At 70.1% G+C, this 26591-nt stretch carries 19 protein-coding genes; 4 read left to right on the forward strand and 15 right to left on the reverse strand.

Annotated elements, in window-relative coordinates; genetic code table 11:
- Positions 1–4: 4 nt before the first annotated feature.
- The 6 genes from Acor_RS17995 to Acor_RS18020 form a co-directional block, all read right to left on the reverse strand.
- Positions 5–1297, reverse strand: coding sequence for a CHAP domain-containing protein (locus Acor_RS17995; protein WP_170316980.1), 1293 nt, complete (start codon positions 1295–1297; stop codon positions 5–7).
- A gap of 111 nt (positions 1298–1408) precedes the next feature.
- A complete protein-coding gene (locus Acor_RS18000) occupies positions 1409–2170 on the reverse strand; it encodes a pirin family protein (RefSeq protein ID WP_155337829.1) in 762 nt (253 codons plus the stop codon).
- A 71-nt stretch (positions 2171–2241) separates the two neighbouring features.
- The gene (locus Acor_RS18005) at positions 2242–3468 is read right to left on the reverse strand and encodes an alpha-2,8-polysialyltransferase family protein (protein WP_155337830.1); all 1227 of its coding nucleotides are present in this window, start codon (positions 3466–3468) and stop codon (positions 2242–2244) included.
- A 20-nt stretch (positions 3469–3488) separates the two neighbouring features.
- Positions 3489–4412 (reverse strand): glycosyltransferase family 2 protein, encoded by a 924-nt coding sequence (locus Acor_RS18010; protein WP_155337831.1) that lies wholly within the window; start codon positions 4410–4412, stop codon positions 3489–3491.
- Between the two features lie 34 nt (positions 4413–4446).
- Entirely contained in the window at positions 4447–6510 is a 2064-nt protein-coding gene (locus Acor_RS45460) for an N-acetylneuraminate synthase family protein (RefSeq protein ID WP_155337832.1), read from the reverse strand.
- 501 nt (positions 6511–7011) lie between these two features.
- On the reverse strand, positions 7012–8115 hold the full coding sequence (locus tag Acor_RS18020; RefSeq protein ID WP_155337833.1) for an outer membrane protein assembly factor BamB family protein: 1104 nt from the start codon (positions 8113–8115) through the stop codon (positions 7012–7014).
- Positions 8116–9033: 918 nt separating this feature from the next.
- Here Acor_RS18020 and Acor_RS18025 point away from each other — a divergent pair.
- Entirely contained in the window at positions 9034–9945 is a 912-nt protein-coding gene (locus tag Acor_RS18025) for an alpha/beta hydrolase (RefSeq protein ID WP_218034347.1), read from the forward strand.
- Positions 9946–10073: 128 nt separating this feature from the next.
- On the opposite strand, the gene Acor_RS18030 is transcribed toward Acor_RS18025, so the two are convergent.
- From Acor_RS18030 to Acor_RS18055, 6 genes are all read right to left on the reverse strand, one after another.
- Entirely contained in the window at positions 10074–11189 is a 1116-nt protein-coding gene (locus Acor_RS18030; protein ID WP_155337835.1) for an LLM class flavin-dependent oxidoreductase, read from the reverse strand.
- 37 nt (positions 11190–11226) lie between these two features.
- On the reverse strand, positions 11227–12201 hold the full coding sequence (locus Acor_RS18035) for an ABC transporter substrate-binding protein (RefSeq protein WP_155337836.1): 975 nt from the start codon (positions 12199–12201) through the stop codon (positions 11227–11229).
- Positions 12198–12920 carry an ABC transporter ATP-binding protein gene (locus Acor_RS18040; RefSeq protein WP_155337837.1) on the reverse strand — a complete coding sequence of 241 codons (723 nt, stop codon included), beginning with the start codon at positions 12918–12920 and terminating at the stop codon, positions 12198–12200. The genes Acor_RS18035 and Acor_RS18040 overlap by 4 nt, the downstream gene beginning before the upstream one ends.
- Positions 12896–13720 (reverse strand): ABC transporter permease, encoded by an 825-nt coding sequence (locus Acor_RS18045; protein ID WP_155337838.1) that lies wholly within the window; start codon positions 13718–13720, stop codon positions 12896–12898. Before Acor_RS18045 ends, Acor_RS18040 begins: the two co-directional genes overlap by 25 nt.
- 73 nt (positions 13721–13793) lie before the next feature.
- Positions 13794–14378, reverse strand: a complete 585-nt coding sequence (locus Acor_RS18050) for an NADPH-dependent FMN reductase (RefSeq protein ID WP_155337839.1) — start codon at positions 14376–14378, stop codon at positions 13794–13796.
- A 23-nt stretch (positions 14379–14401) separates the two neighbouring features.
- On the reverse strand, positions 14402–15913 hold the full coding sequence (locus Acor_RS18055; RefSeq protein ID WP_155337840.1) for an MDR family MFS transporter: 1512 nt from the start codon (positions 15911–15913) through the stop codon (positions 14402–14404).
- A gap of 83 nt (positions 15914–15996) precedes the next feature.
- On the opposite strand from Acor_RS18055, the gene Acor_RS18060 reads away from it, so the two are divergent.
- Entirely contained in the window at positions 15997–16728 is a 732-nt protein-coding gene (locus tag Acor_RS18060) for a TetR/AcrR family transcriptional regulator (protein WP_155337841.1), read from the forward strand.
- A 5-nt stretch (positions 16729–16733) separates the two neighbouring features.
- Here Acor_RS18060 and Acor_RS43310 read toward each other — a convergent pair whose 3' ends face one another.
- Entirely contained in the window at positions 16734–17057 is a 324-nt protein-coding gene (locus Acor_RS43310; RefSeq protein WP_218034348.1) for a hypothetical protein, read from the reverse strand.
- A gap of 641 nt (positions 17058–17698) precedes the next feature.
- Here Acor_RS43310 and Acor_RS18070 point away from each other — a divergent pair.
- Both Acor_RS18070 and Acor_RS43315 read left to right on the forward strand, forming a co-directional pair.
- Entirely contained in the window at positions 17699–18178 is a 480-nt protein-coding gene (locus tag Acor_RS18070; protein WP_218034349.1) for a COG4315 family predicted lipoprotein, read from the forward strand.
- Positions 18179–18399: 221 nt separating this feature from the next.
- Positions 18400–18822, forward strand: a complete 423-nt coding sequence (locus Acor_RS43315) for a DUF6529 family protein (protein WP_281353237.1) — start codon at positions 18400–18402, stop codon at positions 18820–18822.
- Positions 18823–18955: 133 nt separating this feature from the next.
- On the opposite strand, the gene Acor_RS18080 is transcribed toward Acor_RS43315, so the two are convergent.
- Positions 18956–20557: a condensation domain-containing protein gene (locus Acor_RS18080; protein WP_155337842.1), complete on the reverse strand. Its 1602-nt coding sequence runs from the start codon at positions 20555–20557 to the stop codon at positions 18956–18958.
- On the reverse strand, positions 20554–26484 hold the full coding sequence (locus Acor_RS18085) for a non-ribosomal peptide synthetase (protein WP_155337843.1): 5931 nt from the start codon (positions 26482–26484) through the stop codon (positions 20554–20556). The genes Acor_RS18080 and Acor_RS18085 overlap by 4 nt, the downstream gene beginning before the upstream one ends.
- Between the last annotated feature and the right edge of the window lie 107 nt (positions 26485–26591).

Below are 26591 nucleotides of genomic sequence, written 5' to 3' on the forward strand. Positions count from 1 at the left end.
ACGATCAGAAGAAACCGGTGAATCCGCTGGTGACGGCGGCGGTGGTGGGGGTCTCGCCGAAGTGGTGCCGGGTGCCCGGCTTGGTGATGATCGTGTAGCCGTCGCCGGCGTAGGTGATGTCCGCCGCCTCCGGGGAACCGGGTGGCAGGTCGCCGAGGTGTTTCGCATCGCCGAAGGCGTATATGTGGCCGGTTTTGTCGAGGAGGAGGTAGCCCTTGCCGGTGGGGGTCGCGGACATGGCGACGATGGCGCGGTCGAAGGTGGTGGCGTTGCCGTGCCAGGGGGCGGTGCCGTGGATCTGGCCTGCCGAGGTCAGGAGCCAGTAGCCGTCTTTCGTGGCTTCTATGTCGATGAATCGGCCTGAATAGCCTTCTGGGCTCTTCGTTGGTTTCTTGCCGGGGGCGTACACGCGGCCGGTGGCGTCGGTCAGCAGGTAGGCGTCGCCGGTCGCGGTGATCGCGGTGACCTCGGCCTTGATCGTCGGGTACGGTTTCGCGTCGCCGTAGGGGAAGATCTGGCCGGTTGAGCTGGCCAGCCAGTAGCCGTTGCCGGTGCGGGTCGCGGCGGCGTCGACGATTCCGCCGGTCAGGGTGGTGGGCGGGTGGTGGGGGATGGGGGTGCCGAAGGCTTGGCCGGTGGAGGTCACCGACAGGAGGGTGGGGCCGATGGGGTGGATGCCGCCGCCGTTGACGACCTGTTCGTAGGCGGGTGCGCCGCCGCCGTACGCGAGGATGCCGATGTTGGCGGGAGAGCGCACCACGCCCGCGACGCTGTAGCTCGCCCAGAAGCTGTCGAGGACGCCGCCGTGCCAGCGCATCGGGTTTCGGACGACCTTCGAGTTCTGGCCGACGGTCATCACGCTGCGGGTGCCGTCCCGGTTGACGGTGATCGACTCGACGATCACGACGTGCCCGGCCGCGCCGGTGCGGTTCATGACGATCATGTCGCCGGGGACGATGTCGGCGATCTTGCCGTTGGGCTGCGGGGCCATGCCCAGGGCGGGGGCCTTGGCGAAGATGTGTGAGGCGATGCCGACGCCGCCGAAGATGCCCTTGTGCCAGCCGCGCCGCTGGTAGAAGCGCTGCGCGAGTTCCACGCACTGCCACCAGTTGGACGAGACGCCGCCCACGTGCGGCTGGCCGTCGCAGGTTCGCGCGGTGCTGTTCGAGCAGATGGGCACGCCGTACCCGGCGAACCAGGCGGTCCCGGACAGCTGGAGCGGCGCGCCGGCGGATGCCTCCGCCGGGCCGCCCAGCATCATGCCCATGACCATTCCAGCGGTGATGATCTTCCGCAAGGCTCGTCCTTCCGTCGTGAATGCCATCCGGAAGCTTGCCGATAAAGCGAAAGAATCGCCGCTTTAATGCCCTTTAGGTATGCGTTTCAGCTAATTCGGTTATGTCGTAATTCAGGCTGCGATGGTGGCGTGCATTTCCCAGACCAGGATCTCGGCCGGGTCGATGGCGGTGACCCGCTGGCCGCCGGTCGCGGTGAAGCGGACGGCGTCGCCCTCGGCCAGGGCGCCCGCGCCTTCGAGGGTGACCGAGCCCCGGGGCACGAACAGGTGCAGGAACGGCGCTTCCGGCAGTTCCACCGAGTCGCCGGGCTCCAGCCGCGCCACGTGCAGCGCCGCGTACTTGTTCTTGATCCGGATCGCCGCGTCGTGGTCCGGCATGCCGGAGGCGACGGTGGCGAGCCGGCCGCGCAGCAGGCTGTCGTCGAGTTCGAGCTGCTCGTATCCGGGCGCGATCCTGGTCTCGTCGGGGACCACCCACATCTGGACGAAATGTACAGGGTCCTGGTGCTTCGCGCCCTCCAGCCGCCACGAGTCGTTCTTCTCCGAGTGCAGAATGCCCTTCCCCGCGCTCATCCGCTGGGCCAGGCCCGGGTAGATCACGCCGGAGTGCCCTTCGGAGTCCTGGTGCACGAGCGAGCCGCGCAGCACCCAGGTGATGATCTCCATGTCCTGGTGCGGGTGGGTGTCGAAGCCCATGCCCGGGGTGACGATGTCGTCGTTGTTGACCAGGAGCAGGCCGTGGTGGGTGTTGCGGGAGTCGTGGTGCCGGCCGAAGGAGAAGGAGTGCTTGGAGTCGAGCCAGCCGATCCGTGTCTTGTACCGATCGTCCGCGCGCCTGATGTCGATGCCGGGCGTCACCGTGACCGTACTCATCGTGTGCCTCCAGAGTCCCGAGTTGGTTGAAATCTAAACCACTTTCGGGGTCGTGATGTTCCCGTCCGACGTTATCGGCCGCGGATCAGGGAACGGAGGCGTGAGCGGGGCTGGGTGGGCAGGTTGAGCGTCTCCAGGCGGCGGCGCTTGAAGTAGCGGATCGGGCCGTGGGACTCCAGGTACGCCTGCGCGGCGTCGCGGAGGCCGGGATGGGCGGCCGGCTGCATGCAGTAGGCGACCGCGTTGATCAGGCCGGGCAGGTCGACGCCGGGCGGTTCGGTCAGTGAGCCGTCCGGTTCGAGCCGGGGGAGGGTCGCGTCGGCGATGGTGACCGGGATCCGGTTGCTGTTCTCGTACGGAGAGAGGCGTTCCAGCAGCAGTTCGGTGCCCATCGTGGCCGCCGGCAGGCCGTACAGGAGCTTGGCTGTCGTCAGCGCCGTCGAGAAACAGCTGACCACGAGCTTGGGCCGGACCGCCGCGAACAGGGCCTCCGCGGGAGTGCCCTCGGCGGGGAAGATCAGCCGGGCGCCCAGGTCGGCGGCGAGGCGGCGCAGCTCACGGCCCTGGCGGTGCCGGGCGGCCGGGTGCGGCTGGAAGATCACCTCACGGTGGCCTCGGGCGATGACCGCGCGCAGCATGCCGGCGTGCAGCTGGTTCTCCTCGTCCTCGGTGAGGATGCCCAGCGACGACAGGTACTGGCCGAGGATGATCGCCTCGCCGTAGATCGAGGGGGCGTCGATCTTCGGGAAGTACTCGGCGGAGATGGTCTCGGCGGGCACGCCGTACTCGCTGAGCAGCAGCGGGGCGACGCCGGGGACCAGGCCGAGGTGGAGCAGGCGGGTGACCCGGGACGAGATCTCGCCGGGCAGCACGTCGCGGGTCGGGCTGTGCGCCATCAGGCCGTCGGAGTAGACCGTGATCGGGCAGTCCTTGAACAATCCCGGCAGGCTGCGCGCGGGCGGCACGATCACCGACTCCACCACCAGTTCGCGCAGGCCGGTCACGCCGAGATGGGACAGCAGCAGCCGGCCCAGCATCGGGACCTCGATCGCGCGGGCCTTCCACTCGGACGGGTGCAGCGGCGCGATGATCTCGTTCCACGAGTACACCTCGTCGAAGCGGTCCCGCAGCGCGGCGAACGCGGGCGTCTCGTCCAGGCCGAGCGCGATCTCCGGGATGTCCGCGTTGTTGGTCACGATCAGCACCCGCCGCCCGGCCGGGCCGAACGCGCCCGCGTCGATCGCGGCCGCCAGGGTCATCGCGCCAAATAGGCGGGAGGCGTGGAAAACCGTTGTCATTCCGGCGGTCATTTCGGCTGTCATGCGGGCCTCAGCAGAGCGCGGCGGTCGGGGTCCAGGCTGTCGAGCGCGTCGGCCACCAGATCGGCGGGCAGCCGGGCCAGCGTCGCCGCGCCGCGCTCGGCGAAACGGGCGGCGGTGTCCGGGGTGAGACGGTCGCGCATCTCCAGGTGGTTGGCGAGCAACGCGCAGAACGTCCGCACCGCCTTGGCCCGGAACGGCTCCTCGGCCTCGGCCAGGACCAGGTCGAAGGCGTCGAAGAAGTGCAGCTGGCGCGCGTCGCCGATCCGGGTCAGCGACTGCGGCACGCCGCGCCGGTAGAAGACCCCCGACAGCGACACCACCGCGAACGACTTGGCCCGCTGGTGCAGCCGCCAGATCCACGGCCGGTCCTCCGCGGTGTGCAGGCCGTCCGGGAAGGTCAGCAGGTCGCCGAGCTCGCGGCGGTAGACGCCCGCCCACGCGTACGGGTAGTCGACCATGGTCTTCGCCGCCGTCGGCAGGATCGCGTCCCGCGGATCCAAAACCACGTCCCTGCGGGACTCCGGGGCCCGGTGGGGTTCCCGCTTGCGGCCGTCCGACTGCACGTGGTCCACCCGGACGAAGTCGCAGCCGAGCCCCTCGATCGCGGCCACCAGCGAAGCCAGGTAGCCGCGGCCGATCCAGTCGTCCCCGTCCAGGAACGTCACATACCGCCCGGAGGCCAGCTTCAGCCCGGCGTTCCTGGCGCTCGCCAGGCCCGCCGCCTCCGCGTGCCTGATCACGTGCAGGGTGGGCAGCTCGTCCCGGAACTCGGCCACGATCTCGCCGGTGCCGTCCGCGGAACCGTCGTCGACGACGATCACCTCGAAGTCCGCGCGCGCGTTGCGCGCCAGCGAGGTGAGGGCGTCCGCGATGTACGGCTCGCCGTCCCGCACCGGCACGATGACCGACAGCGTGATCAAGATCCTCCTCCGGGGGGCTCCTGGGTCGAACGGGTCAGACCGTGACGCGGCGCAGGCGGGCCCGGGGGGCCTCCTCGCCGGGGAAGACCCGCTTGACGCCGTCGCCCAGGGCCGACTCGATGATCCGGATGTCCCGGACCAGGTGCTCCAGGCCGCTCGGCTCCAGCGAAGCCGCGTGGTCGGAGCCCCACATCGTGCGGTCCAGGGTGATGTGCCGCTCGACCGTGACCGCGCCCAGGGTGACCGCGGCCAGCGAGATCTGCAGGCCGCGCTCGTGGCCGGAGTAGCCGACGGGCACGCCGTACCGGTCCTGGAGGGTGACGATGGTGCGGAGGTTGGCCTCCTCGGGCGGCAGCGGGTACGTCGAGGTGGCGTGCATCAGCACCAGCTTCGAGGTGCCCAGGATGCCCACCGCCTTGTCGATCTCCTCCAGCGTGGACATGCCGGTCGACAGGATGAGCGGCTTGCCGGTCTCGGCCAGCGCGCGGAGCAGCTCGTGGTCGGTCACCGAGGCCGAGGCGACCTTGTGGGCGACCACGTTCATGTCCTCCAGGAAACGCACCGACGGCACGTCCCACGGCGAGGCGAACCAGTCCAGGCCGCGCTCCTCGCAGTACTTGGCGATCTGGGTGTACTCGTCCCGCCCGAACTCGGTGCGGATCTTGTACTCCAGGTACGTCATCTCGCCCCACGGCGTCTGCCGCATCTGGCCGCGCTGCTCCGGCGGCACGCAGATCTCCGGGGTCCGCTTCTGGAACTTCACCGCCTGGCAGCCCGCTTCGGCGGCCACGTCGATCAGGCGGCGGGCGATGTCCACGTCGCCGTTGTGGTTGATGCCGATCTCGCCGATCACGTACACCGGCTGGCCCTGGCCGAGCAGGGACTGGCCGATCCGCACGCTGGGGGCGGGCGCCGTACGGGGGCGGAAGGTCAGCGGGCGGGCCGGCGGCTGATCGATCTCCGCCAGCTGCGGACGGGCCGCCAGCACCCGGTCACAGAGTTCGCGGACCGCGCCCGCGCCACCCGACCGGGTCAGCACGACCCGGGCGGCGGCCCGCACCCGCGGATGCGCGTCCGGCACCGCCACCGGCCAGCCCACCAGCGCCATGCAGCCCAGATCGTTCAGGTCGTTCCCGACATAGGCCACCCGCTCCGGGTCCAGGCCCTCGATGGCCAGCCAGTCCCGCAGCGCCGTCTGCTTGGTGTTCAGCCCCTGCAGCACCGGCACGCCCAGCTTGCGCGCCCGCGCCGCCACCACCGGGTTCTGCTCGGTCGACAGCACCAGCAGCTTCACGCCCGACCGCTTGAGCAGCGCCACGCCCATGCCGTCCGACCGGCTCACCGCGACCATCTCGCGGCCCTCGGAGTCCACGTAGGCCCGGTCGTCGGTGTGCACCCCGTCGAAGTCGGTGATCACCGCGTCCACGTCGATCGGCTGCGGCTCGTCCACGAACGGCGCCAGCGCCCGGACGATCTCCAGATCCTCCGCCGTGTCCACCTCGACCGCGTGCCGCGCCGGCACCGGCTGCACGGCCACCGTCCCGAAGAAGCGGTGCCCGCTCTCTCGCAGACCCGCGGCCCGCATCACGTAGAACGCCCCGGTCTCCCGGTAGTGCGGCTCCCGGTCCTGCCGGCGCGGCCGGTGCGCCGGGTCATGGTTGATCCCGTCGCCGCCGCCGGTCCACACGAACTCGTAGGTCTCCAGGCCGGAGAAGACCACGTCGGCGTCTCCGTCGAGCACCTTGGCGACCGCCGCGTCCAAGTCCTTCGGGTCGATGAAGGCGCTGGTGCACTGCACCAGGACGACGATCTCCGGCTCCTCGCCCAGCGCGTCCAGCACGTGCAGCACCGCCGACTCGCTCGACGCCGTCCCGCCGCTCAGGTCCGCCGGCCTCGGCACCACCTGCGCGCCCGCCAGCTCCGCGGCGTCGGCGATGTCCGCGTGATCGGTGCTCACCACGACGGTGTCGACCAGTTCGGCGCGTACGCACGCCGCCACCGCCCGGGACACCAGCGGCGACCCGCCGACCCGCTCCAGGTTCTTCAGCGGAACCCCCACCGAACCCCCACGGGCCGGAACAACGGCAAGCACTCGCACTGGTCACTCCTCTTACCTGCGGCAATATGCCCCGAGCCCGGGGGTGCCTGGAAACCTAGCCATGAGGGTGACCCGCAGGGCGATGCGCAGCTGAACGGCCAGGGGCGCGCGTCTGAACTTTCCGTGCCGCGGGGAGTACCACTTGCCCGCTCATCTGGAGGAGTAGTGGCTCTGGAGGGGTTCGGGGGCGGGTGGATTGAATGGGGGATAAGAGAAGGTCGTCCGTGTGTGACGCAAGAAGCTTGAGCTGTCGGTTTTCCGTGCCGCTCTGTTAGACGCCCGTCCGGAGAAGCCCCCGTATCGTCCGGACGGGCCGCCCCCGATGGTGATCTCTCACCGCCCCAAAATCGGGGGCCCTAAGCCCCTCGCCAGAGGGATCTAGGCCCGCCGGGGCTCAGCCCGGCGGGCCTGTTACATGGCCGATCCTCCGGATCGGCGGGCTTGGCCGCTGGGGAGCCTGTGTCTTCCCTCCTTCTCCGGTCGCTGCGCTCCCTGCGTTCGTCAGTCCAGACACAGGCGCGGCCAAGCCGGGATACGACCGAGTGTCAGGGTTGCGTCAGGAGGTACGTTCGCGGTCCACAGCTGGATTCCGGCGGAGTTGATGGCGATGACGCGGTTGGACGTTGTCGCGTACAGCATGTCGGCTGCGCTCACGCCTCGGTCGAGCCAGTCGGTGAGGGGTCGTTTCCAGACGACTTCTCCGGTTTGGGGGATCACCCCGAGAGTGTCGAATTGGAGCTGGGCGTTGCGGTGGGTGCACGAGACGACCAGGACGTCGTCTACGAGCCAGCATCCCGGGCGTCCTTCCATGCGTTGAGGCAGAGTCCAGATGGTCTGCCCGGTTGCCGGGTCGAGTCCTTGGGCGCGGGTGAGGTCGGCGATCACCACCACGGATCGGCTGGCGTGGATCCATGTCGCTGTGCTGGGGATGGTCCTGCGCCAAGTCTTTGTCCCGTCGGAGAGCCGGAAGTTGGCGAGTTCGGTCTGGTCCGTGCCGTCCGGTGCGAGTTCCAGCGAGGCCGCCAGGAGCGACTCGCCGGCCACCAGAGTCTCCAGTCCAGCTGAGCGTGGCAGGTCCTCCGCCCAGATCTCCCGGCCGTCGTCCCCCCGTAGAACGCTGAGCCTCTGGCCGGGCTCGTTGGCGTCCCGTCGATGGCTGGTGAGGATCGCCATTGATCCGGTGGACACCACGTACTCAGGATCACGTGCTGGCGTGGCCCAGGACAGTGATCCTCGAAGGGCGTCGAGGGCACTCACGGCACCTGATGTGATGAACAGCACTCTGTCGTCATGCCGGCACAAATCCAGGACGGGCTGGTCGACTTCGTGTGTCCAGGCGGGATGTCCGGTCGCCTGGTTTAGCGCCAATATCTCACCGGTCGTCGACGCTCGTTGCATACCGATAATGAGGTGGTCACGGACGAGAGCGGGAGGGCCGATCACTTTTGCGGGAGGCGTCCTGCTGGGTGTGCGATAGCGCCAGATCTCGGCGCGCTTTGCGCGTCGACCGCCTGCATGTCGCCGGGGTTTGCGGCGATGTATAGACGTGAGTCCTGATAAATGAATCCGTTTATCCCGCTTGTCGGTTCGGTGGTCACGGGCCAGCCGCTTGCATTGCCCTCAGGTGTCTGTGAGGGCGAAGGTGAGAGTGAGGAAATGGATCGTAAAGCCCATGTCGTCGCTCCTCCCGCAGCCGCGATGGTGATCAGCCCGCCTAGTAAGAATCGCCGCGGTATGCCAATGGCACGTGACTGCTCGCCGTCTTCTTCTGGGGCGGGCATAACTCTCCCTTGGGGCCGGATCCTTGGAGCGCATTTCATCCATGGAGGCGTTGGGCCTCACATTACTGTGTCGACATTGAGGACGATGCCAGGATTGAACTATCAACCACTTTCATATCGCCTGAACTGCTAAGAACTGCCGGGGCAGTCGGAGTTTCGTGCACCAGAAAAACCGTTCCTGCTGGAAGCCGGCAATCGGCAGGAATGTGGCACCGGCCGGGATAACCGGCCTTGGTCTGGGGAGGCAACGGCTTGCCGCCGCGCCTGTCGGGTCCGGCACGGCGCTGGACGCGATCGGCGACGCTCGGTCGGTCGCGGCCAGCCACGCGACGCAGGTCTCCGGATCGCCCTCGTGCGCGACTCCGCCAGCGGTGTCGAAGACCACCAGCTTCCCCCTGCTGGGAAAGCTGATGGCCCGTCAGGTCCGCGCCGCGGCTCTGGTTCGGCGATCGCCGACGGCGATCCCGCTGGCGGGTGGGGCGGCGCGAATCTTTGTAACTTTCATTGGATCCATATCCTCTTAGTTTGTTTAATTGACATACATAAGAGGATTTGTTTAGCGTGGCCGGTGGTTGGTTCGGTCCGAGTCATCTGGCCGGAAGGGACCTGGGAGCGCCATCTCCACCGGGCGGGGCACGCGTCGTGATCCCGTCCGGTGGCCCGCTCGGCCGGTCCTGAAGATCTTCCCAAAGTCCCGACTCTTCGGTACAAGTCGTAGATGCGGCTAATTGCAGTGGGCCTGATGCTTGTCCTGGCTGGATGCGGCATCGGATCGGGAGATCCTCCGGAAGCCGCGCCCAGCCCGACTGTGGCCGCATCCGACGGAGCGAGGATCGCCAAGCGCGAATCCATCGACCAGCGTACGGACGAGCTCACCATCACCTCGCCCGCCCTCGGCCGGGACGGTTCGGTCTGGGTGCTCAAACCGGAAGGCTGGACCGAAGGCTCCACCGGCTGGCCCGTCCTCTACCTGCTGCACGGCTGCTGTGTCAGCCGTGGCGACGCCTGGCTGGCCTCAGGCGAAGCGGAACGTATCACCGCCAAGTCCAAAGCCGTCGTCATCGTTCCCGAAGCGGGCACGATGGGCTGGTACGCGAACTGGGTCAAAGGCCCCGCCTGGGAGACCTTCCACATGACCGAGGTCCGCGACCTGGTCGAACCTCTCTACGGCGTCGGCGACAAACGCGCCATCGCCGGACTCTCCATGGGCGGCCACGGCGCCATGGGTTACGCCGCCCGCTATCCGGGCGTCTTCCAGGCGGCGGCCTCCTTCTCCGGCGTCCTGGACATCCGCTCCAACCCGTCCGGCTTCAGTGACTTCCTCCGCGGCGAAGGCACCGAACCCGACGAGATCTGGGGCCCCTACCCGGCCGACGAGGCCAACTGGAAAGCCCACAACCCCACCGACCTGATCGCCGGCCTCAAGGGCCTCCGCCTGTACATCTCATCCGGCGACGGCGACCCCGGCCCCCTCGACTCTGGCGGCTCCAAGGACGAGGGCGAAGCCTCCATCCTCACCGAGAACAAGAACTTCGCCGCCGCCGCCAAGAAGGCCGGAATCGAGGTCACCACCGACTTCTACGGCGACGGCACCCACCGCTGGCCCTACTGGAGCAGATCCCTCGAACGAGCCCTTCCTGTTCTCCTCGGTTAGCTCCCTGAGCACCGCCTCTAGCGAAGATCTTGTCGTCCGCTTCGAGTCCTCGCAGCTCGCGACCCGCCGACGCCGAACGCCTGTGGGCTGCCGCGACGGGTCAGCTCCGATGCGGGAGTTCGTCTGAGTCAGGCCGCTTGGTGGAGCACGCCCCGGTGCCGGAGTTCGGGCAGCACGCCCTCGCCGAACCAGTACGCCTCCTCCAGATGCGGATGCCCGGACAGGACGAACTCGTCGATCCCGAGCGCGGTGTACTCCTCGATGAGGTCGGCCACCTCGGCGTGATTGCCCACCAGGGCGGTCCCGGCGCCGCCGCGAACCAGTCCGACCCCGGCCCACAACCCCGGATGGACCTCCAGGTCGCGGACTTTCCCGCCCTGGAATCCGGCGTGCAGGGCGAGCATGCGCTGCTGCCCCACCGAGGCGCTCTGCCCGAGCAGCTTCCTCGCCTTGGCGATGTCCTCCGCCGGGATCCGGTCCAGCAGCCGCTCCGCCTCGGCCCACGCCTCCGCCGAAGTGTCCCGCGTGATCACATGCAACCGGATCCCGAACCGCAGCGTACGGCCCTGCTCGGCCGCCAACTTCCGAATCCAGTTCAGCTTCTCGGCCACGGCCGCCGGAGGCTCACCCCAGGTCAGGTACACATCCACATGCTTGGCCGCGACCGGCCCCGCCGCCGCGGACGACCCGCCGAAGTACAGCTCCGGCAGCGGATCGGGAGCCTCGGCCACCCTGGCGTCCTCGACGTCGTAGTAGTCGCCGGAGAAGTCGAACCTGCCATTCCAGGCACCTCGGACGATGGACAGGAACTCGTCGGTCCGGGCATACCGCTCGTCCTTGCCGAGATGGTCGCCGAACCGGCGCTGCTCGGTCTCCTCACCCCCCGTGACGATGTTCAGCAGCAGCCGCCCCCCGGAGATCCGCTGGTACGTCGCCGCCATCTGCGCCGCCAGCGTCGGCGAGAGCAGCCCCGGCCGGAACGCGACCAGGAACTTGAGCCGGGTCGTCACCTGGGTGAGCGCGGCGGTGACCAGCCAGGCGTCCTCGCAGTAGGTCCCCGTGGGAGTGAGCACCGCCTCGAACCCGAGCTGCTCAGCCGAACGAGCGATCTGCCCGAGATACTCAATCGTCGGCGGCCGGAACGCGGCCCTCCCGTGCCCACGCCCCAGACCATGACCACCCCCGACGATCGACCGGCTGTCACCGGTGGTCGGCAAGAACCAATGGAATCTCGGCGCACTCATTTGGTTCCTCCAATGATCGAGCTGGTGGTGTACGTGGTCACTGGGCCGACACCACGTCGTTGAAGCGCTGGTCGACGAAGTCGGCGAACTTCAGGGTGCCGGGGATGAGGCCTTCGGCGCTGAAGGCGTCGGCCATCTCCTGTTCGGAGGTGACGACGGCGTCGTCGATCACGATCGGGGTGGAGACCGCGTTGTCGACGGCGGCGTCGGCCACCTCCTGGGGCAGGCCGGTCTCCTGGGCCCACACCTTCGCCCATTCGGCCTTGTGGTTCACCGACCAGGCCCGCGCCTTGGCGAGCCGGGTCAGGAAGTCGCGGAGCGCGGCCTCCTTGCCCTCCACCGCGGACGGCGCCGCCACCTGGAAGTTGAGGCCGTTCACGTAGCCGTTGCCGTCGACGAGCAGGCGCGCGTCGTGCTGGATGGAGACCTGGGAGGTGAAGGGGTCCCAGATCGCCCAGGCGTCGACGGTCCCGCCGGAGAAGGCGGCGAGGGCGTCGGCGGGCTGGAGGTACTGGGGCTGGATGTCGGCGAAGGTCAGGCCTTCCTTTCTCAGCACCGACAGCAGGTGGTAGTGCGCGGAACTGCCCTTGGCGACGGCGACCTTCTTGCCCTTGAGCTGGGCGGGCGCGGTGATCGCCGAGGAGCCTGGCACCACGATGGAGGCGCCGGCCAGATTCTGCTGGTACGCGGCGACCACCTTGATCTTCGACCCGGCGGCGGCGGCGAACACCGGCGGGGTGTTGCCGACGCCGCCCACGTCGACCGCCCCGGCGTTGACGGCCTCCAGCAGCGGCGGCCCGGAGGTGAACTGGGCCCAGGTGATCGTGTAGTCGGTGCCCTCCAGCAGGCCGGCGGCCTTCAGGAGCGCCTGCGAGCCCGCCTTCTGGTCGCCGACGCGCAGCGTGATCTTCGCGGCCGTGCCGGTGGTGGCGGGGGTTTCGGCGGCGCAGGCCGTACCGGCGGACGCGGTGAGGAGGAGGACGGCGAGGAGCCGGCGGGCGGTGCTGATCATGATCTTCCTTCGGGGGCGACGCCGAGCGCGGCCAGTAAGTCCGCGCGGAGGGTGATGAGCTCGGGGTTGTCGCGGTGCCGGGGCCGGGGGGCTGTCACGGGGGAGTCGTGCGCGATGCGGCCCTCGTCGAGGACGAGGACCCGGTCGGCCAGCAGCAGGGCCTCGTCGACGTCGTGGGTGACCAGCAGGACGGCGGGCCGGTGCCGCGCCCACAGTTCCACCACGAGTTGGTGGATGGTGATCCGGGTGAGCGCGTCCAGCGCGCTGAACGGCTCGTCGAGCAGCAGCAGGCCGGGCTCCCGGACGAGGGCCCTGGCCAGGCTGGCGCGCTGGGCCTCGCCGCCGGAGAGGGTGAGCGGCCAGGCCTGCGCCCGTTCGGTCAGGCCGACCTCGGCGAGCGCGGCGTGCGCCCGTTCTGCGGGCGCGTCCAGGCCGAGGGTGATGTTGGCGAGGACCCGCTTCCACGGCACCAGCCGGGGTTCCTGGAACGCCACCGCGACAGAACCGGTGACCGACAGCTCCCCGGTCACCTCCCGGTCCAGACCGGCGAGGGCGCGCAGCAGGGTGGATTTGCCGGAGCCGCTGCGGCCGAGCAGCGCGATGAACTCGCCGGGGCCGATCTCCAGGTCGAGCGCGTCCAGCACCACCCGGTCTCCGAACGCGCGGGTCAGGCCCCGTACCGAAGCCACGGTGTCTACCCCAGGAAGCCGCGCCGCCATGACAGGGCCCTCCTCTCCAGCAGCCGGACCAGGGAGTCGGTGAGCAGGCCGAGCGCGCTGTAGACCAGCAGCCCGACCACGATCACGTCGGTCCGGAGGAACTCCCGCGCGTCGTTGATCATGTAGCCGAGCCCGGCGGTGGCGTTGACCTGCTCGGCCACGATGAGCGCCAGCCAGGCCACCCCGAGGCTCTGGCGCAGGCCGACCAGCGTCTGCGGCAGGGCGCCGGGCAGCACGATGTGCCGGATCAGGGCGGCCCGCCCCAGTTTCAGGGTGTGGGCGACCTCGGCGAGTTTGCCGTCCACGCCGCGGATTCCGGCGAAGGTGTTCAGGTAGAGCGGGAAGGCCACGGCCAGGGCGACCAGCAGCACCTTCGGGGTCTCGCCGATCCCGAACCAGAGGATGAACAGCGGGATCAGCCCGAAGAAGGGCAGCGCCCGCAGCATCTGCATGAGCGGGTCGACCGCGTTCTCGCCCGGCCGGCTCAGCCCGGCGACCAGGGCCAGCAGGATCCCGGCCGCCGCCCCGGCCGCGAACCCGAGCAGCACCCGCTGCAGGGACACCCCGACGGCGGTCGGGAGGATGCCGGTCTCGATCAGGTTGGCGGCCGTGGCGGCGATGGTGGCGGGCGCGGCCAGCAGTCTCGGCGGCAGCAGCCCCGTGCTGCTGGCGATCTGCCAGATGGCCAGGACCGCGACCGGGCTGAGCCAGCGCTGCCAGGCTTTCCCCCAGGTCCGTGCGGGCTGGGGGCGGGAGCGTGGTCGGACGTCGGCCGGAGCCTCCAGTTCGATGACGGACATAGGCGTACCTCGCAAAGTCGGGTGTCGTCCGACTCAGAGTTACCTATATTTCCTACCAAGTCAATCGGTAATGTTATGCCGAGTACGGGTGGGCGGTTCTGGCGTCCCGCAGCACCCGGGCCCACCAGGTCAGCTGGTCGAGGAGTTTCTTCGCCGCGTCGGCCGGGCCCTCCGGCTCCTTGAGCCCGTCGCCGTCGAACTGCTGCCAGGCTCCGTGGAAGCTCACCGTGTCCCGCGTCGTGACCGCGTGCAGTTCCGCGAAGACCAGCCGCAGGTGCTCCACCGCGCGCAGGCCCCCGGAGAGCCCGCCGTAGGACACGAACGCGACCGGTTTCGCATGGAACTGGGCGTTGTGCCAGTCGATCGCGTTCTTCAGCGCCGCCGGGTAGGAGTGGTTGTACTCCGGGGTCACCACCACGAACGCGTCCGCGGCGGCCAGGCGCGGCGTGAGCTCGCCCAGCGATGCCAGCACCTCGGCGGGCGGCGACATCGAGGGCGCGGACGCGCCGAGCGGCACCTCGGCCAGATCGATCAGGTCGACGCGGACGTCGTCGCGGTGCGCGGCCTCGCCCACGAACCAGTTGGCCACGGTCGGGCCGAACCGCCCGTCGCGGACGCTGCCCACGATGACGGCCACATTCAGCTGGTTGTCGGACATGGAATTCTCCTTCGGGTCATGTTTCAGACGGTGGTGGTCGCCGGTTCGGGTGCCGGCTGGGGGTCGCGGCCGCGCAGGGGGACTTCGCGGATGAACCAGGCGAGCGCGAGGGCCACGATCCCGATGAGCGCCCCGCCGGCGGCCATGGCGTGCACGCCGCCGGTCACCGCCGTCTGGACCGCGTCGCGCAATGGCGCCGGGGATCGGCTCAGCGCCTCGGCCGTGAGGCCGGGGCCGGTGACGAGCCGCCGGGCGGTCTCCTCGCCGAGGCGGCCGGCCAGCGAGCTCTCCAGCCGCCCGGTGTACAGCCCGCCCAGTACGGCGACGCCCAGCGAGGCCCCCATCGTGTGCCAGAGACTGACCGACCCGCTCGCCGCCCCCAGGTCACGGGGTTCCGCGCTGTTCATGGTGATGATCGTGGTGCTCTGCATCAGCAGCCCGACGCCGACGCCGCTGATCAGGGTGAGCCCCGAGGCGAGCGCCAGATCGCCCCCCGGCCGGAGGGCCAGCAGCACGAGCATGCCGACGGTCAGCGCGGCCCCACCGGCGATCGGGTAGCGCCGGTAACGCCCGGTCCGGGCGATGAGCTGGCCGCTGCCGAGCAGCACGACGACCATGCCGAGCATCGACGGCAGGATCAGCAGGCCGCTCTCGATCGGCGACGCGCCGTGCACGAGCTGCATGAACTGCGGCAGGAAGGCGGCCACCACCATCCCGGTGCCGCCCAGGAAGCGCAGGATCTGCGCCAGCGTGAAGTTGCGGTCGGCGAACAGCCGCAGCGGGACGATCGGCTCGGCGGCGCGGCGCTCCACCCGCCAGAACGCCGCCAGGGCCAGCAGGGCGGCCACGGCGAGGGACCCGATCTGGACCGAACCCCACGCGTACCGGGTGCCGGCCCAGCTGGCGAGCAGGCTCAACGCCACCAGCGTGGCCGTCAGCAGCAGCGCCCCGAGCCAGTCGATCTTCGCCCGGATCCTGCGCCGCTCCACCGTGACGGCGAAACCGATGAGCAGCAGCGCCACCGCGCCGACCGGGAGGTTCACGTAGAAGGCCCAGCGCCAGCTCAGCCGCTCGGTGAACAGGCCGCCGAGGAGCGGGCCCGCGATGAAGGCCAGGGGCATCATCGTGCCGAAGAGTCCCATGACCCGGCCGCTTTCGCGGGGTGGCACCAGTTCGGCGATGAGCGCGATCGCGCCGACCATCAGGCCGCCGCCGCCCAGGCCCTGCACGGCGCGGAAGCCGATCAGCTGAGCCATGTCCTGGGAGAGCCCCGCCAGCCCCGACCCCACCAGGAACAGCACGATCGCGGCCATGTAGGCGCCCTTGCGGCCGTACAGGTCGCCGAGCTTTCCCCAGATCGGGGTGGCCGCGGCCATCGCGACCAGGTAGGCGGTGACGACCCAGGAGAAGTCTTGCAGGCCGCCGAGTTCGCCGACGATCGTCGGCAGGGCGGGGCCAAGCATCATGCCGTCCAGGGGCGCTGTGATCATGCCGAGGACCACGCCGGCCAGCCCGGCGTACAGTGATCGTCGCATCCGTCCTCCATTTTGGGTACGCCGTACTCGAAACGGAAGACTAGCCATTCGAGTACGATGTACGCAAGAAAGGGGGGAGCGGGATGTCCGACGAGGAACACGTCAGCATCTGGATGCGCCCCGAGCGCGTGGAGCGCTCAGGCCCCGGGCGGCGGCCCGGTTTCAGCCGCGCGCAGATCGTCGAGCGGGCCGTCGCCATCGCCGACGCGGACGGACTGGAGGCCGCCACCATGCGCCGGATCGCGGACGCGATGGGCACCGGCGCCATGTCGCTCTACCGCTATATCCCGAAAAGAGATGACCTGATCGACCTGATGCTCGACACGGTCATGGCCGAACTGGAGCTCCCCCCGCGCCCCACCGGGGACTGGAGGTCGGATCTCACCCTGGCCTCCTACCAGATCCGCGCGGTCGGCCTGCGCCACCCGTGGCAGGTCGCCCTGGCCTCCAGACGCCCCACCCTGGGCCCCAGCTCCCTCCGCGTATACGAGTTCATGCTCAGCGCCCTCGACGGGTTCGGCCTCGACATCGACGAGATCGCCAGCCTGGTCGGCATGCTGAGCGACTACGTCAACAGCGCCGTCCACCGCGAGATCGGCTGGCTGGACGAGGCCCGCAGGACCGGCATGGACATGCGGCGCTGGATGACCGCCTACGTCGGCCCGCACATCCGCCGCGTCCTGGACTCCGGCGAGTACCCGATGTTCAACCGCTCGATCATGGAAGCCCGCGTCCCGCACCTCCCTCCGGAGGACCGTTTCCGGTACGGCCTGGACCGCGTCCTCGACGGCATCGCCGCCGGACTCCCCGGCTGACCCGCCTACGCCTTCCGGGCCTCGACGAGGATGCGCTGCGGATGGGCGACGAAGGGCCCGTGGCGTTCCATGAAGGTCGACAGCTGCTCCCGGTAGTCGGGCACATTAGTGGCGAGAAGGATCTTGTTGGTTAACGGTCTGCCGACACTCACCGGGCCGATCACGGAACCGCAGGTGAGTACTGTCGATAACTCGTGCCGAAAATCAATGTCGGTGAACGGTACGTGGAGCAGATTTCGAAAGTGCTCTTTGGTTACGCGCGGATCAGTACCGCCGACTATCAGGTCGACGGGTTGCCACGCGAAGGCGTCGATCTCAATGACATCCATCTGGACCAGGCCAGTGGCGCCGAGGCCTCCCGGCCAGCCTCGACCGGGTCCTCAAGCTATTGCGCGAAGGCGACACACTGAAGGTCACCCGGCTGGACCGGCTGTCGCACTCAGTCCTCGCCGGTCCGCCAACTGCGGAACAGCGTCTTCGCGGATCGAAATCACCCGCATCGCATGACGCAGTGTCACCAGGACTTTTGTGCCTGAACCATTTTATTGACACTCCGCATCGGGGTTAGGATTACCGGCGCCGCGGAGTGGATAGTGCAGCTTGCATAGGGCTTTGCCTCGGCAATGTTTTATGGTGGTGAATGCGAATAGGTATTCGATGACATCCAGAACCGTAGGGTGTTGCGAGTGTAGCGGCCGAATGAACAGAAAATTCTCGCCGCCGACCGCCAAACCGAGAGGTGTCTCCACTCAGGAGAGATTCTTCTGCGTTCAATATTCGAACGAGCGGGCAATATTGACGAAGGGGGCACTGTTCTCCACAAAAGCGAACAACGAGTTGTGTCCTGTCCTTGCGATGTGGATTGTCATCCTTTCCTTACCTCCGCTACCTGAACAGGAGAAGGACCGTGAGAATTTTCGCGCTTCCAGAACCGCGGAGAACCCTGCGGCCGTCTGCGCTCGCGTTCGCTGTGGCCTTTCTGACCCTCGGCGCCCAGCACGCCGCGGCACCCGCCGCCCATGCCGCCCATGCCGCCCCGCCCGGGACCGCGAACGTCGTCGCGCGCCCCGCTGTCGCCACCGCCGAGAACGCCACAGTCGCGGTCCGAGACTCCAAACTCGGGAAGATCCTCGTCGACGGCCGAGGACGCACGCTGTACCTGTTCGAGGCGGACAAGGGCACCAGCTCGACCTGCTACAGCGAGTGCGCGAGCGCCTGGCCGCCCCTGACCACCAAGGGCAAGCCGCAGGCCGGCAGCGGCGCATCACCCGCCTTGCTCGGCACCACCGCCAGGACCGACCACACCACCCAGGTCACCTACAACGGCCACCCGCTGTACTACTACGTCACCGACGTCAAGCCCGGTGACATCACCGGGCAGGGCGTCGACTCTTTTGGCGCCAAGTGGTACGTGCTCGACCCGAACGGCGACAAGATCGATAGAGGCTGAGTGCCTGGCCACGGTAGCCGCCGTACGCACAACGTCGAACGGGCTGTCGCCAGGGCCCCGGCGACCGGGATCATGGGAGGGGGAGACGGACGTGGGAGCCCCGCAGAGGATGTCACCGCGCCCGGCCAGGCTGCGGCTGGCGACAGCCGCCGGGCTCGCCCTGGCCGTGGCGGTGGCCTTGTACGTCTTCGGCCGGATACACCCCGGACTTCGCCAGCAGCCTGTTCGGACGCCGCGGCAACGACGCGAACCTTCTGAAGGCGCAAGTCGGCACCGCCCTGCTGGGCCTGGCCTTCTACCAGCTCATATTGGCGCTGTGGATCTACCGGCGGCTACCCGGGGCCGGTGCCGCCCCCCGCCCGGTACACCTCGCCCACCGCATCGGCGGAGCCGTGCTGTTGGTGCTCTCCCTCCCCATCGCGTACCACTGCATCACCGCTTACGGAGTGCAGATGGACAGCGCCCGGGTCGCCCTGCACTCCCTCGCCGGCTGCTTCTTCTACGGCGCATTCGCCGCGAAGGTACTCATCGTCCGCAGCCGGCACCTACCCGGCTGGGCGTTGCCACTCGCCGGCGGCACCCTGGTCACTCTCATCGCGATCCTGTGGTCCTCGGCGGCGCTCTGGCAACTGGCCCAGCCGTAGCAGTCAGCCGCGCTCACCGACAGGACGCATCTCACAGGCCCCACAGACTGTCCGGGGCGCTCGGCTGCCCGAGATCGGACCACCGCCAGGCGCGTTTGGAGTAGGGGAGGGCAGGCCGCCGCCCGTATCCGACTTAACGCCCGGAACCCTCCGCCAGGCGGGGCTGGTCCTGCCAGCGTTCGCCGGGGGCCGGTGAGGTCGCGCAGACGACGTAGTGCTGTGGCGCGGTCGCGGACATGCGTCCGGGCAGCGCCGCCAGGCAGGCGCTGTGCAGCGCGGAAACGGTGGTCTCCGCCGCCGTGTACGCCACGAGCCGCGCCCCCAGCACGTCGTCGGGCACCGCCACCACCTCGGAACCGGGCGGAAGCAGCCGCCGCACCTCGGCCAGCTCGGTCCAGCAGTCGTCGGATCTGACCCACCCGTCGCCGCGGGGGACCGGAGTGACGGCGAGTTCGGCCAGCGGGACGTCCCGGGTGCCCGCGTCGATCAGCAGCCGGGCCACACCCTCCCCGATGGACTGCGCGTCCGCGCGCGGCAGGATGCGCGGATCGGCCCACAACGTGACGTCGAGCTCCCCTTCGAGCCGGTTGACCCACAGGGACATCCGCGTCGGCAGGGTCGCCTCCGGCAGCCACGTCGACTGGACCTCGGCGTCGGCGCGGCTGACCCGCCCGCCCTGGCCGGGGATGCTCATGTCGTTGAAGACGAGGTCCCTGGCGAAGAACACGCCGCGCTCGCGCTGGACCGCCTCCATGATCCGGATCAGGGCGTCGGCGTCGAACCTGCTGTTCTGGTAGGCGGCGAGGGAGGCCGCCCGCGCCCCGCGCAGGACGTCGTCGAAGCCGTCGGCGGCGATGTCCACGGGGACCAGCGCGTCCTGGGCGAGCGGCCCGACGTACTCCCGCAGGTCGGGCCGGAACCGGTTGGCCGAGATGGACAGGACCGGGACGATGGCGGCTCCGGCGCGCAGGCCGGTGACGGTGGACAGGGCGGCCAGGACGGCCGCGGACGCGCTGACGCCGGTGCGCGCCGTGATCCGGCGCATCGCGCGGGCCGCCGCGACCGAGCGGACCCGCAGGCGCGGGAGCAGCCACTCGTGGCCGGTGTCGTCCACGGAGACCGTCAGGGTCGAGCGGGGGATGCGGCGCAGCTGCTCCTCCCAGTAGCGCAGCGCGGCGTCGGCGCGGCGCAGGCTGGCGGGGCTGCGTTCGGTGGCGGCCACGTCCACCGGCTGCGGCGCGGTCACCGGCGGGAGCGGCTTGCCGAGGATGAGGGCGTCCCATTCGGTCAGCAGCACGGCCAGGCCGGTCGCGTCCACGACGCTGTGCGTGGTCACCAGGACGACCTGGCGGGGGACCCCGCCGGAGGTGACGGCGGCGACCCGGAACGGCAGCTCGGACTCCAGCGCGAACCGCTGCTCCTGGAGTTCCCTGGCCAGTTCCTCGGCGGTCTCCTCGGGCGTGGCGGACTCGCGGACCTGGATGGCCAGTTCGCCGCCGTCGAGGACCTGCTGGGTGTCGTCCCGGACGAGGGTGCGCAGCGACTCGTGCCGGGACATCAGCAGCCCGGCCGCCTCCGCGACGGCCGCCAGGGTGGTCTCCGGCGGGAGCGGGCGGACGACGCGATAGTTCATGTGCTCGGGCGGGTCGGTGCGCACGCAGCGGACCATGTTCGCCTGGCCCATCGTGAGCGGGCCGGTCCGCGCCTCCGCCGCGCCGAATCGGGCGATGGTCATGGTTCGCTCCTCACGGATCGGGCCAGTGCCGCCGCCTCTTCGTCGGAGAGCTCGTCCAGCTCCTCGACCAGCAGCGTTTCGACGGCCTCGGCCAGGGCGGCCACCGTGGCGCCGTCGAACATGGTGCGGATCGGGACGTCGATCCCGGTGATCGACCGGATCCGCGCGATCACCCGCGCCGCCAGCAGCGAGTGCCCGCCGATGGCGAAGAAGTCGTCCAGCGCGCCGACGTCGCCGATCCCGAGCACCTCGCCGTACACCTCGGCGACCAGCTGCTCCGCGTCCGTGCGCGGCGGCACCCGCTCCCCGCCCGCCGCCATCTCCGGGTACGGCAACGCGGCCCGGTCCACTTTCCCGTGCCTGGTCAGCGGCAGCTCGTCCAGCCACACCCACACCGAAGGCACCATGTACGCCGGCAGCGTCTCCCCGGCGAACGCGGCCAGTTCGGCCCCGGTGACGCCGTCGGCGACGACGTATCCGGCCAGCCGGTCCTCGAAGGCGGTCACCGTGGCCTGCAGCACCCGGGGGTGGGCGAGCAGGCGGGCGGCCACCTCGCCGGGTTCGATCCGGAAGCCGCGCACCTTGACCTGCTCGTCGAGGCGGCCGAGGAATTCGAGATGCCCGTCCTGCCGCCAGCGGACCCGGTCGCCGGATCGGTAGAGGCGGCCGCCCCGGGGGCCGGCGGCGAAGCGTTCCGCGGTCAGTTCCGGGCGGTTCAGATAGCCGAGCGCCACGCCCGCGCCGCCGATGCACAGCTCGCCGGGGGCTCCCGGCGGCACCTGGACGCCGGACGGGTCGAGAACCAGGACCCGCGTCTCCGCGATGGGCTTCCCGATCGACGGGCTGTCCCCCGGCAGCAGGTCGGCCGCGGTGGCGATGATCGTGGCTTCGGTCGGCCCGTAGGTGTTGACCAGGCGGATCCGGTCGCCGAATCGGGCGTGCCAGCGGGCGACGGCCCCGGCCTGCACTTCCTCGCCGCCGAGGATGACGAGCCGGAGGCTGGGCGGCCAGGAGATCTCGTCGATCTGGGCGACCAGGTGGTGCCAATAGGCGGTCGGGAGGTCGAGGACGGTCACCCGGCCGCCTTGCGGTGTGGCCAGGACGTCCGGGAGGGTGATCGGGCCGTCGGGGAGGAGTTCCAGGGTGGCTCCGGCGGCGAGAGCCGGGTATAGCTCCTCGGCGTGCGTGTCGAAGCTGAGGGCGGCGAACTGGACGATCCGGTCGCCGGGGCGGATGCCGTATGCGGAGATCATCCAGGCGACCCGGGCGGCCAGGGCCTCATGGCCGACGAGGACGCCCTTCGGGACACCGGTCGAGCCCGAGGTGTAGAGGACGTAGGCGACGCCGTCCGCCGAACCGGCGGTGGCTTCGGAACGCATGAACGCGACGCGGTCCGGCGGGAGGTCCTGGTCGACGGGCAGGTAGGCGGCTCCGGACCGCCACGCGCTGAGCAGCGCCGCGATGCCTTCCGGCGAACGCTCCAGCGGCACCTCCCGGATCCCCGTCGTGCCGCTTGCTTCGATCATCTCGCCGAGTTCGCGATAGGTGACCTGCCGCTCCCCGCAACTGATGGCCACCAGATCCGGATATTTCTGGATCGCGTCGGTCACCAGATCGAGCACCGGCCGCGACACCGGCAGGTGCGGGCCTTCCGACACCGTCGCCAGGAAGGTCTCGTCGGCTCCCGTCAGCAGCGGCAGCGCGGACAGCCGCAGAGCCGGATCTGTGGCGACCGCGACGAGCAGGCCTTCCAGCCGCGCCGCCATCGCCTCGATCGTCGCCGCGTCGAACAGCGCCGTGTCGTACTCCAGCTGCACCCGCAGCTCGGCCCCGTCGTCGTGCCACGCCTCCAGCATCAGGTCGAACTTGGCCTGGGCGTGCCCGCCGGGGAACCCCTCGACCGTCAGCCCGGTGAACGGGCGCGGTTCCCGGCCGGAGTCCTCGGTGTGCAGGATCGCCATGGTCTGAAAGACCGGAGTCCTGGTCAGGTCCCGTTCCAGTTTGAGGGTGCTGACGAGTTCCTCGAATGGAATGCCCTGGTGGGCGAAGGCGTCCAGCACGGTCGTCCTGGTCGCGGCCAGCACCTCGGTGAAGACCGGATCGCCGGACAGGTCGCCGCGCAGGACCAGGATGTCGGTGAGATAGCCGACCACGGATTCGAGCGCGAGCGTGTCCCGGCCCGCGCTGGACGTGCCGACGAGGATGTCGTCCCGGCCGCTGTGCCGGGCCAGTAGCACCTGGTAGGCGGCCAGCAGCGTCATGAACAAGGTCACCCCGTGGCGGCGGCCCATTGCGACCAGAGCGGACGCGTCCTCGGCGGCGAGGCGGAAGTCCACGGTCGCGCCACGGCCCGCGCTGCCGGCGCTGCGCGGCCGGTCGGTGGGCAGGTCGAGGGGGGTGGGCCCGGCCAGCCGCTCCCGCCAGTACCCGAGCAGCTCCCCGGTGTCCCGGCCGCGCTGCCAGAGCGCCACGTCGCCGAACTGGAGCGGCACCGCGGGCAGAGGGCGCCCCGAGTAGGCGTCGGCGAGCTCGTCCAGCATCAGGTTGAGCGACCAGCCGTCGCCGAGGATGTGGTGCGCGACCAGGCAGAGCACGTGGCCGCCATCGTCCCCCCGGATCACGGTGACCCTGATCGGGGCGCGCTCCGCGAGCGGGAACGGCCTGTTCACCCGCTCGGCCACCGCCCGCTCCGGGTCGACGCCGCTCAGGTACTCGACCGGGAAGGACCCCGGCGGCTCGATCACGGCAACGGGTTCGCCGTCGATGTCGGGAAAACGGGTGCGCAGGCTCTCGTGCCGCCCGGCCACGACCGTGAAGGCGGCCCGGAGCGCGTCCAGGTCGAGCGGCCCGCGCAGCCGCCGGACCACCCACATATTGAAAGCCGCGTCCGTCTCCGGGTACAGCCGGTTCAGGAACCAGAGCCGCTCCTGCCCGCTCGACAGCGGCGGCGTCACCCCGTCCGGCCTGGGCGCGGGCCCGTCGAGCCCGGGTACGCCGGGCGCGGCCAGCAGTTCCGCCAGCGCGGCGGCGGTCGGCCGGGCGAACACCTCCCGGACCGGAACCCGGATCGGCAGCCGCGCGATCACCATGGTGGCCAGCAGCGAATGACCTCCGAGCGCGAAGAAGTCGTCGTGCGCCCCGATCTCACCCGCCGCCCGCCCGAGCACCTCGGCGAAGACCGCGACGACCAGCCGCTCGGCGTCCGTCCGGGGCTGCACCCGGTCCGCCGCCACGGCCGCCGGGCCCACCGGCAGGGCGGCCCGGTCCACCTTCCCGTTCGGCGTCATCGGCAGCCGGTCGAGGACGACGACCTGCCGGGGAACCATGTAGCCGGGCAGCATCCTGGCCGCGTGCGCGCGGATCTCCTCGGCGGCGGCGTCCGCGACCACGAACGCGATCAGCGTGTCGTCGCGGACCGCGACCACGGCGTGCGACACCCCCGGATGCGCGTCGAGCACGGATTCGATCTCGCCGAGCTCGATCCGGTGGCCGCGCAGCTTGACCTGGTTGTCGGTACGGCCGAGGAATTCGATCGTGCCGTCCGGCCGCCAGCGGGCCAGGTCGCCGGTCCGGTAGAGGCGGGAGCCCGCGACGCCGTACGGGGAGGGCACGAACTTCTCGGCCGTCAGACCGGGCCGGCCGAGGTAGCCGGCGGCGACGCCGTGACCGCCCAGCACCAGCTCGCCCGGCACGCCTACGGGGGCCAGACCGGACCGATCGAGGATGTAGGCCGTGGTGTTGGTGATCGGGTGGCCGATGGTGATGTCGTCCGAGACCACGTCCCAGGTCGAGGAGTAGATGGTGGTCTCGGTCGGGCCGTACCCGTTGATGAGCCGGACGGTACGGGCGCGCAGTTCGCGGGCGAGCCGGGGCGACAGCGGCTCCCCTGCGGTGATTCCGGTTATTTCCGGGAAGTCGCCGGTCAGCAGGATGCGCCAGCCGGAGGGTGTCGCCTGGACGTGCGTCGCGCCGCCGCGCCGGATCAGGTCGGCGGCGGCCATCCCGTCGCGGGCGTGCTCGGCCGAGGCCATCACCACCCGCCCGCCGGTGATCAGCGGCAGGAACAGTTCGACGGCGGAGATGTCGAACGCCGTCGACGTCAGGGCCAGCCACGCGTGCTCCGGCCGGGAGCCGGCCAGTTCCCCCATCGCGAGCAGCAGGTTCGTCAGCGCGCCATGCGGGACGACGACGCCCTTCGGCCGCCCGGTGGATCCCGACGTGTAAAGCACATAAGCCGTGTCATCCGGTCGCGGCAGCCAATCGGCGACGGGCTCACCCAGGTCGCCGAGGTCATCGTCGGTCAGCACCAGCACGGCCCCGGAATCCTGGAGCACGTAATCCACCCGGGCCTGCGGATACTCCGGATCCACCGGCAGATAAGCGGCCCCCGACAGCGTCACGCCGAGAAACGCGACCAGGATCCCCGGCCCGCGCGACACCTGCACCGCGACCAGCGACCCACGCCCGACACCCTTGTCCCGCAACCGCCCGGCCAGCCCCGAAGCCAGCCCCACTAAATCCGCATATTTCAGGTCATCGACGGCGATGGCGTCGGGGGTGGCGGCGGCCTGGGCCAGGAACAGATCGGCCAGCGTCACCGGCGGCACCTCGGCGGACGAACCCCGGGTCAGCAGCCATTCCCGTTCCGTGGCAGGCAGCAGGTCAAGGTCGCGCACGCGCGTCTCCGGCGCGGCCACGATCGACTCCACCAGCACCAGGAAGCGCTCGGCCAGCCGCCGCGCGGTCGCGTCCGCGAACACGTCCGCGCTGTAGATCAGCGACGCCACCAGCCCCCGGCCCGACGGCCACAGATCCAGCGACAGGTCCGTCCGCGCCGCCATCCACCCGGGCGTGAACGGCGTCGCCTCCGTCCCCGGCACCGGCCCCTCCGACGCCTCGCCCGCTACCTGCGTGTGCAGCGCGAACATCGTCTGGAACAGCGGAGTCCTGCTCAGATCACGCTCGATCTCCAGCGCCCCCAGCAGCCGCTCCAGCGGCACGTCGGCGTGCCCGATCGCCTCGATCACGCTCCGCCGGGTCCGCCTGACCGCCTCCAGGAACGTCGGATCCCCGCTCAGATCGGTCCGCAGCACCAGCGTCCCGGACAGATGCCCGATCAGGGGCTCAAGCTCGGTCCGATCCCGCCGGGCCACCGGCGAGCCGACGCAGAAGTCGTCCTGGCCGCTGTGCCGGGCCAGCAGCACCTGGTACGCCGTCAGCCACACCATGAACGGCGTGCACCGATGTGCGCGCGCCAGCTCCGCGACCCCGGCCACCAGCTCGGGCCCGACGACGAACTCGACCTCGCCGCCGTCCCCGGTCCGCTGCGGCGGCCGGGGACGGTCGGCGGGCAGCTCCAGCACCGGCGTCCCGGCCAAGCTGCCCGCCCACTGCCCGACGTCGGCGGCGCCGCTGGCGCGTTCCGCGCGGGCGTGGTCGCCGAAGGTCAGCGGCAGCGGGGGCAGGGCCGGGCGGCCGGCGTAGTGGTGCGCCAGTTCGGCGTTGAGCAGGGACGCCGACATGCCGTCCGCGACGATGTGGTGCAGCGTGGTGGCGAGGATGTGGTCGTCGGGCGCGAGCCGTACCAGGGTGACGCGCAGCGGGGGAGCGGCGGACAGGTCGAACGGCGCGTTCGCGGCGGCGGAGACGATCCGGCGGGCCTCGTCCAGGTCGGCGGCGTCGCGGACGGTGATGGCGACCGGCTCCGGCGGGCAGACGATGGCGACCGGCGTGCCGTCCACCTCGTCGAAGCGGGTTCGCAGCGAGTCCTGGCGGGCGGTCACCGCCGTGAAGGCCGAGGCCAGGCGATCATCGTCGAGCGGGCCGCGCAGCCGGTCGGCCAGGCAGGTGTTGTAGGAGTGGTCCCGCGGATCGAGCCGATGCAGGAACCAGAGCCGTTCCTGCCCGTACGAGAGCGGCTGTGCCACGGGAGACCGCCAAACTGGAAAGTTCGTTACTGGAAAGTTTGCTTACAGATTCGAGGACGGCGTCAGTGAACCACGCTGCGCGTGGGCGCGACAAGCCCTTGTTTTGA

This window comes from Acrocarpospora corrugata (genome assembly GCF_009687845.1).
GTDB lineage: Bacteria > Actinomycetota > Actinomycetes > Streptosporangiales > Streptosporangiaceae > Acrocarpospora > Acrocarpospora corrugata.

What these genes read in the sequence shown, in the direction of transcription:
- Acor_RS18005 (WP_155337830.1), bottom strand. Translation starts at nt 3,468, where the DNA reads ATGACAACGGTTTTCCACGCCTCCCGCCTATTTGGCGCGATGACCCTG.
- Acor_RS18055 (WP_155337840.1), bottom strand. Translation starts at nt 15,913, where the DNA reads ATGCGACGATCACTGTACGCCGGGCTGGCCGGCGTGGTCCTCGGCATG.
- Acor_RS18035 (WP_155337836.1), bottom strand. Translation starts at nt 12,201, where the DNA reads ATGATCAGCACCGCCCGCCGGCTCCTCGCCGTCCTCCTCCTCACCGCG.
- Acor_RS18060 (WP_155337841.1), top strand. Translation starts at nt 15,997, where the DNA reads ATGTCCGACGAGGAACACGTCAGCATCTGGATGCGCCCCGAGCGCGTG.
- Acor_RS18025 (WP_218034347.1), top strand. Translation starts at nt 9,034, where the DNA reads ATGCTTGTCCTGGCTGGATGCGGCATCGGATCGGGAGATCCTCCGGAA.
- Acor_RS18045 (WP_155337838.1), bottom strand. Translation starts at nt 13,720, where the DNA reads ATGTCCGTCATCGAACTGGAGGCTCCGGCCGACGTCCGACCACGCTCC.
- Acor_RS18040 (WP_155337837.1), bottom strand. Translation starts at nt 12,920, where the DNA reads ATGGCGGCGCGGCTTCCTGGGGTAGACACCGTGGCTTCGGTACGGGGC.
- Acor_RS43310 (WP_218034348.1), bottom strand. Translation starts at nt 17,057, where the DNA reads ATGGATGTCATTGAGATCGACGCCTTCGCGTGGCAACCCGTCGACCTG.
- Acor_RS18080 (WP_155337842.1), bottom strand. Translation starts at nt 20,557, where the DNA reads ATGACCATCGCCCGATTCGGCGCGGCGGAGGCGCGGACCGGCCCGCTC.
- Acor_RS18050 (WP_155337839.1), bottom strand. Translation starts at nt 14,378, where the DNA reads ATGTCCGACAACCAGCTGAATGTGGCCGTCATCGTGGGCAGCGTCCGC.
- Acor_RS18000 (WP_155337829.1), bottom strand. Translation starts at nt 2,170, where the DNA reads ATGAGTACGGTCACGGTGACGCCCGGCATCGACATCAGGCGCGCGGAC.
- Acor_RS18030 (WP_155337835.1), bottom strand. Translation starts at nt 11,189, where the DNA reads ATGAGTGCGCCGAGATTCCATTGGTTCTTGCCGACCACCGGTGACAGC.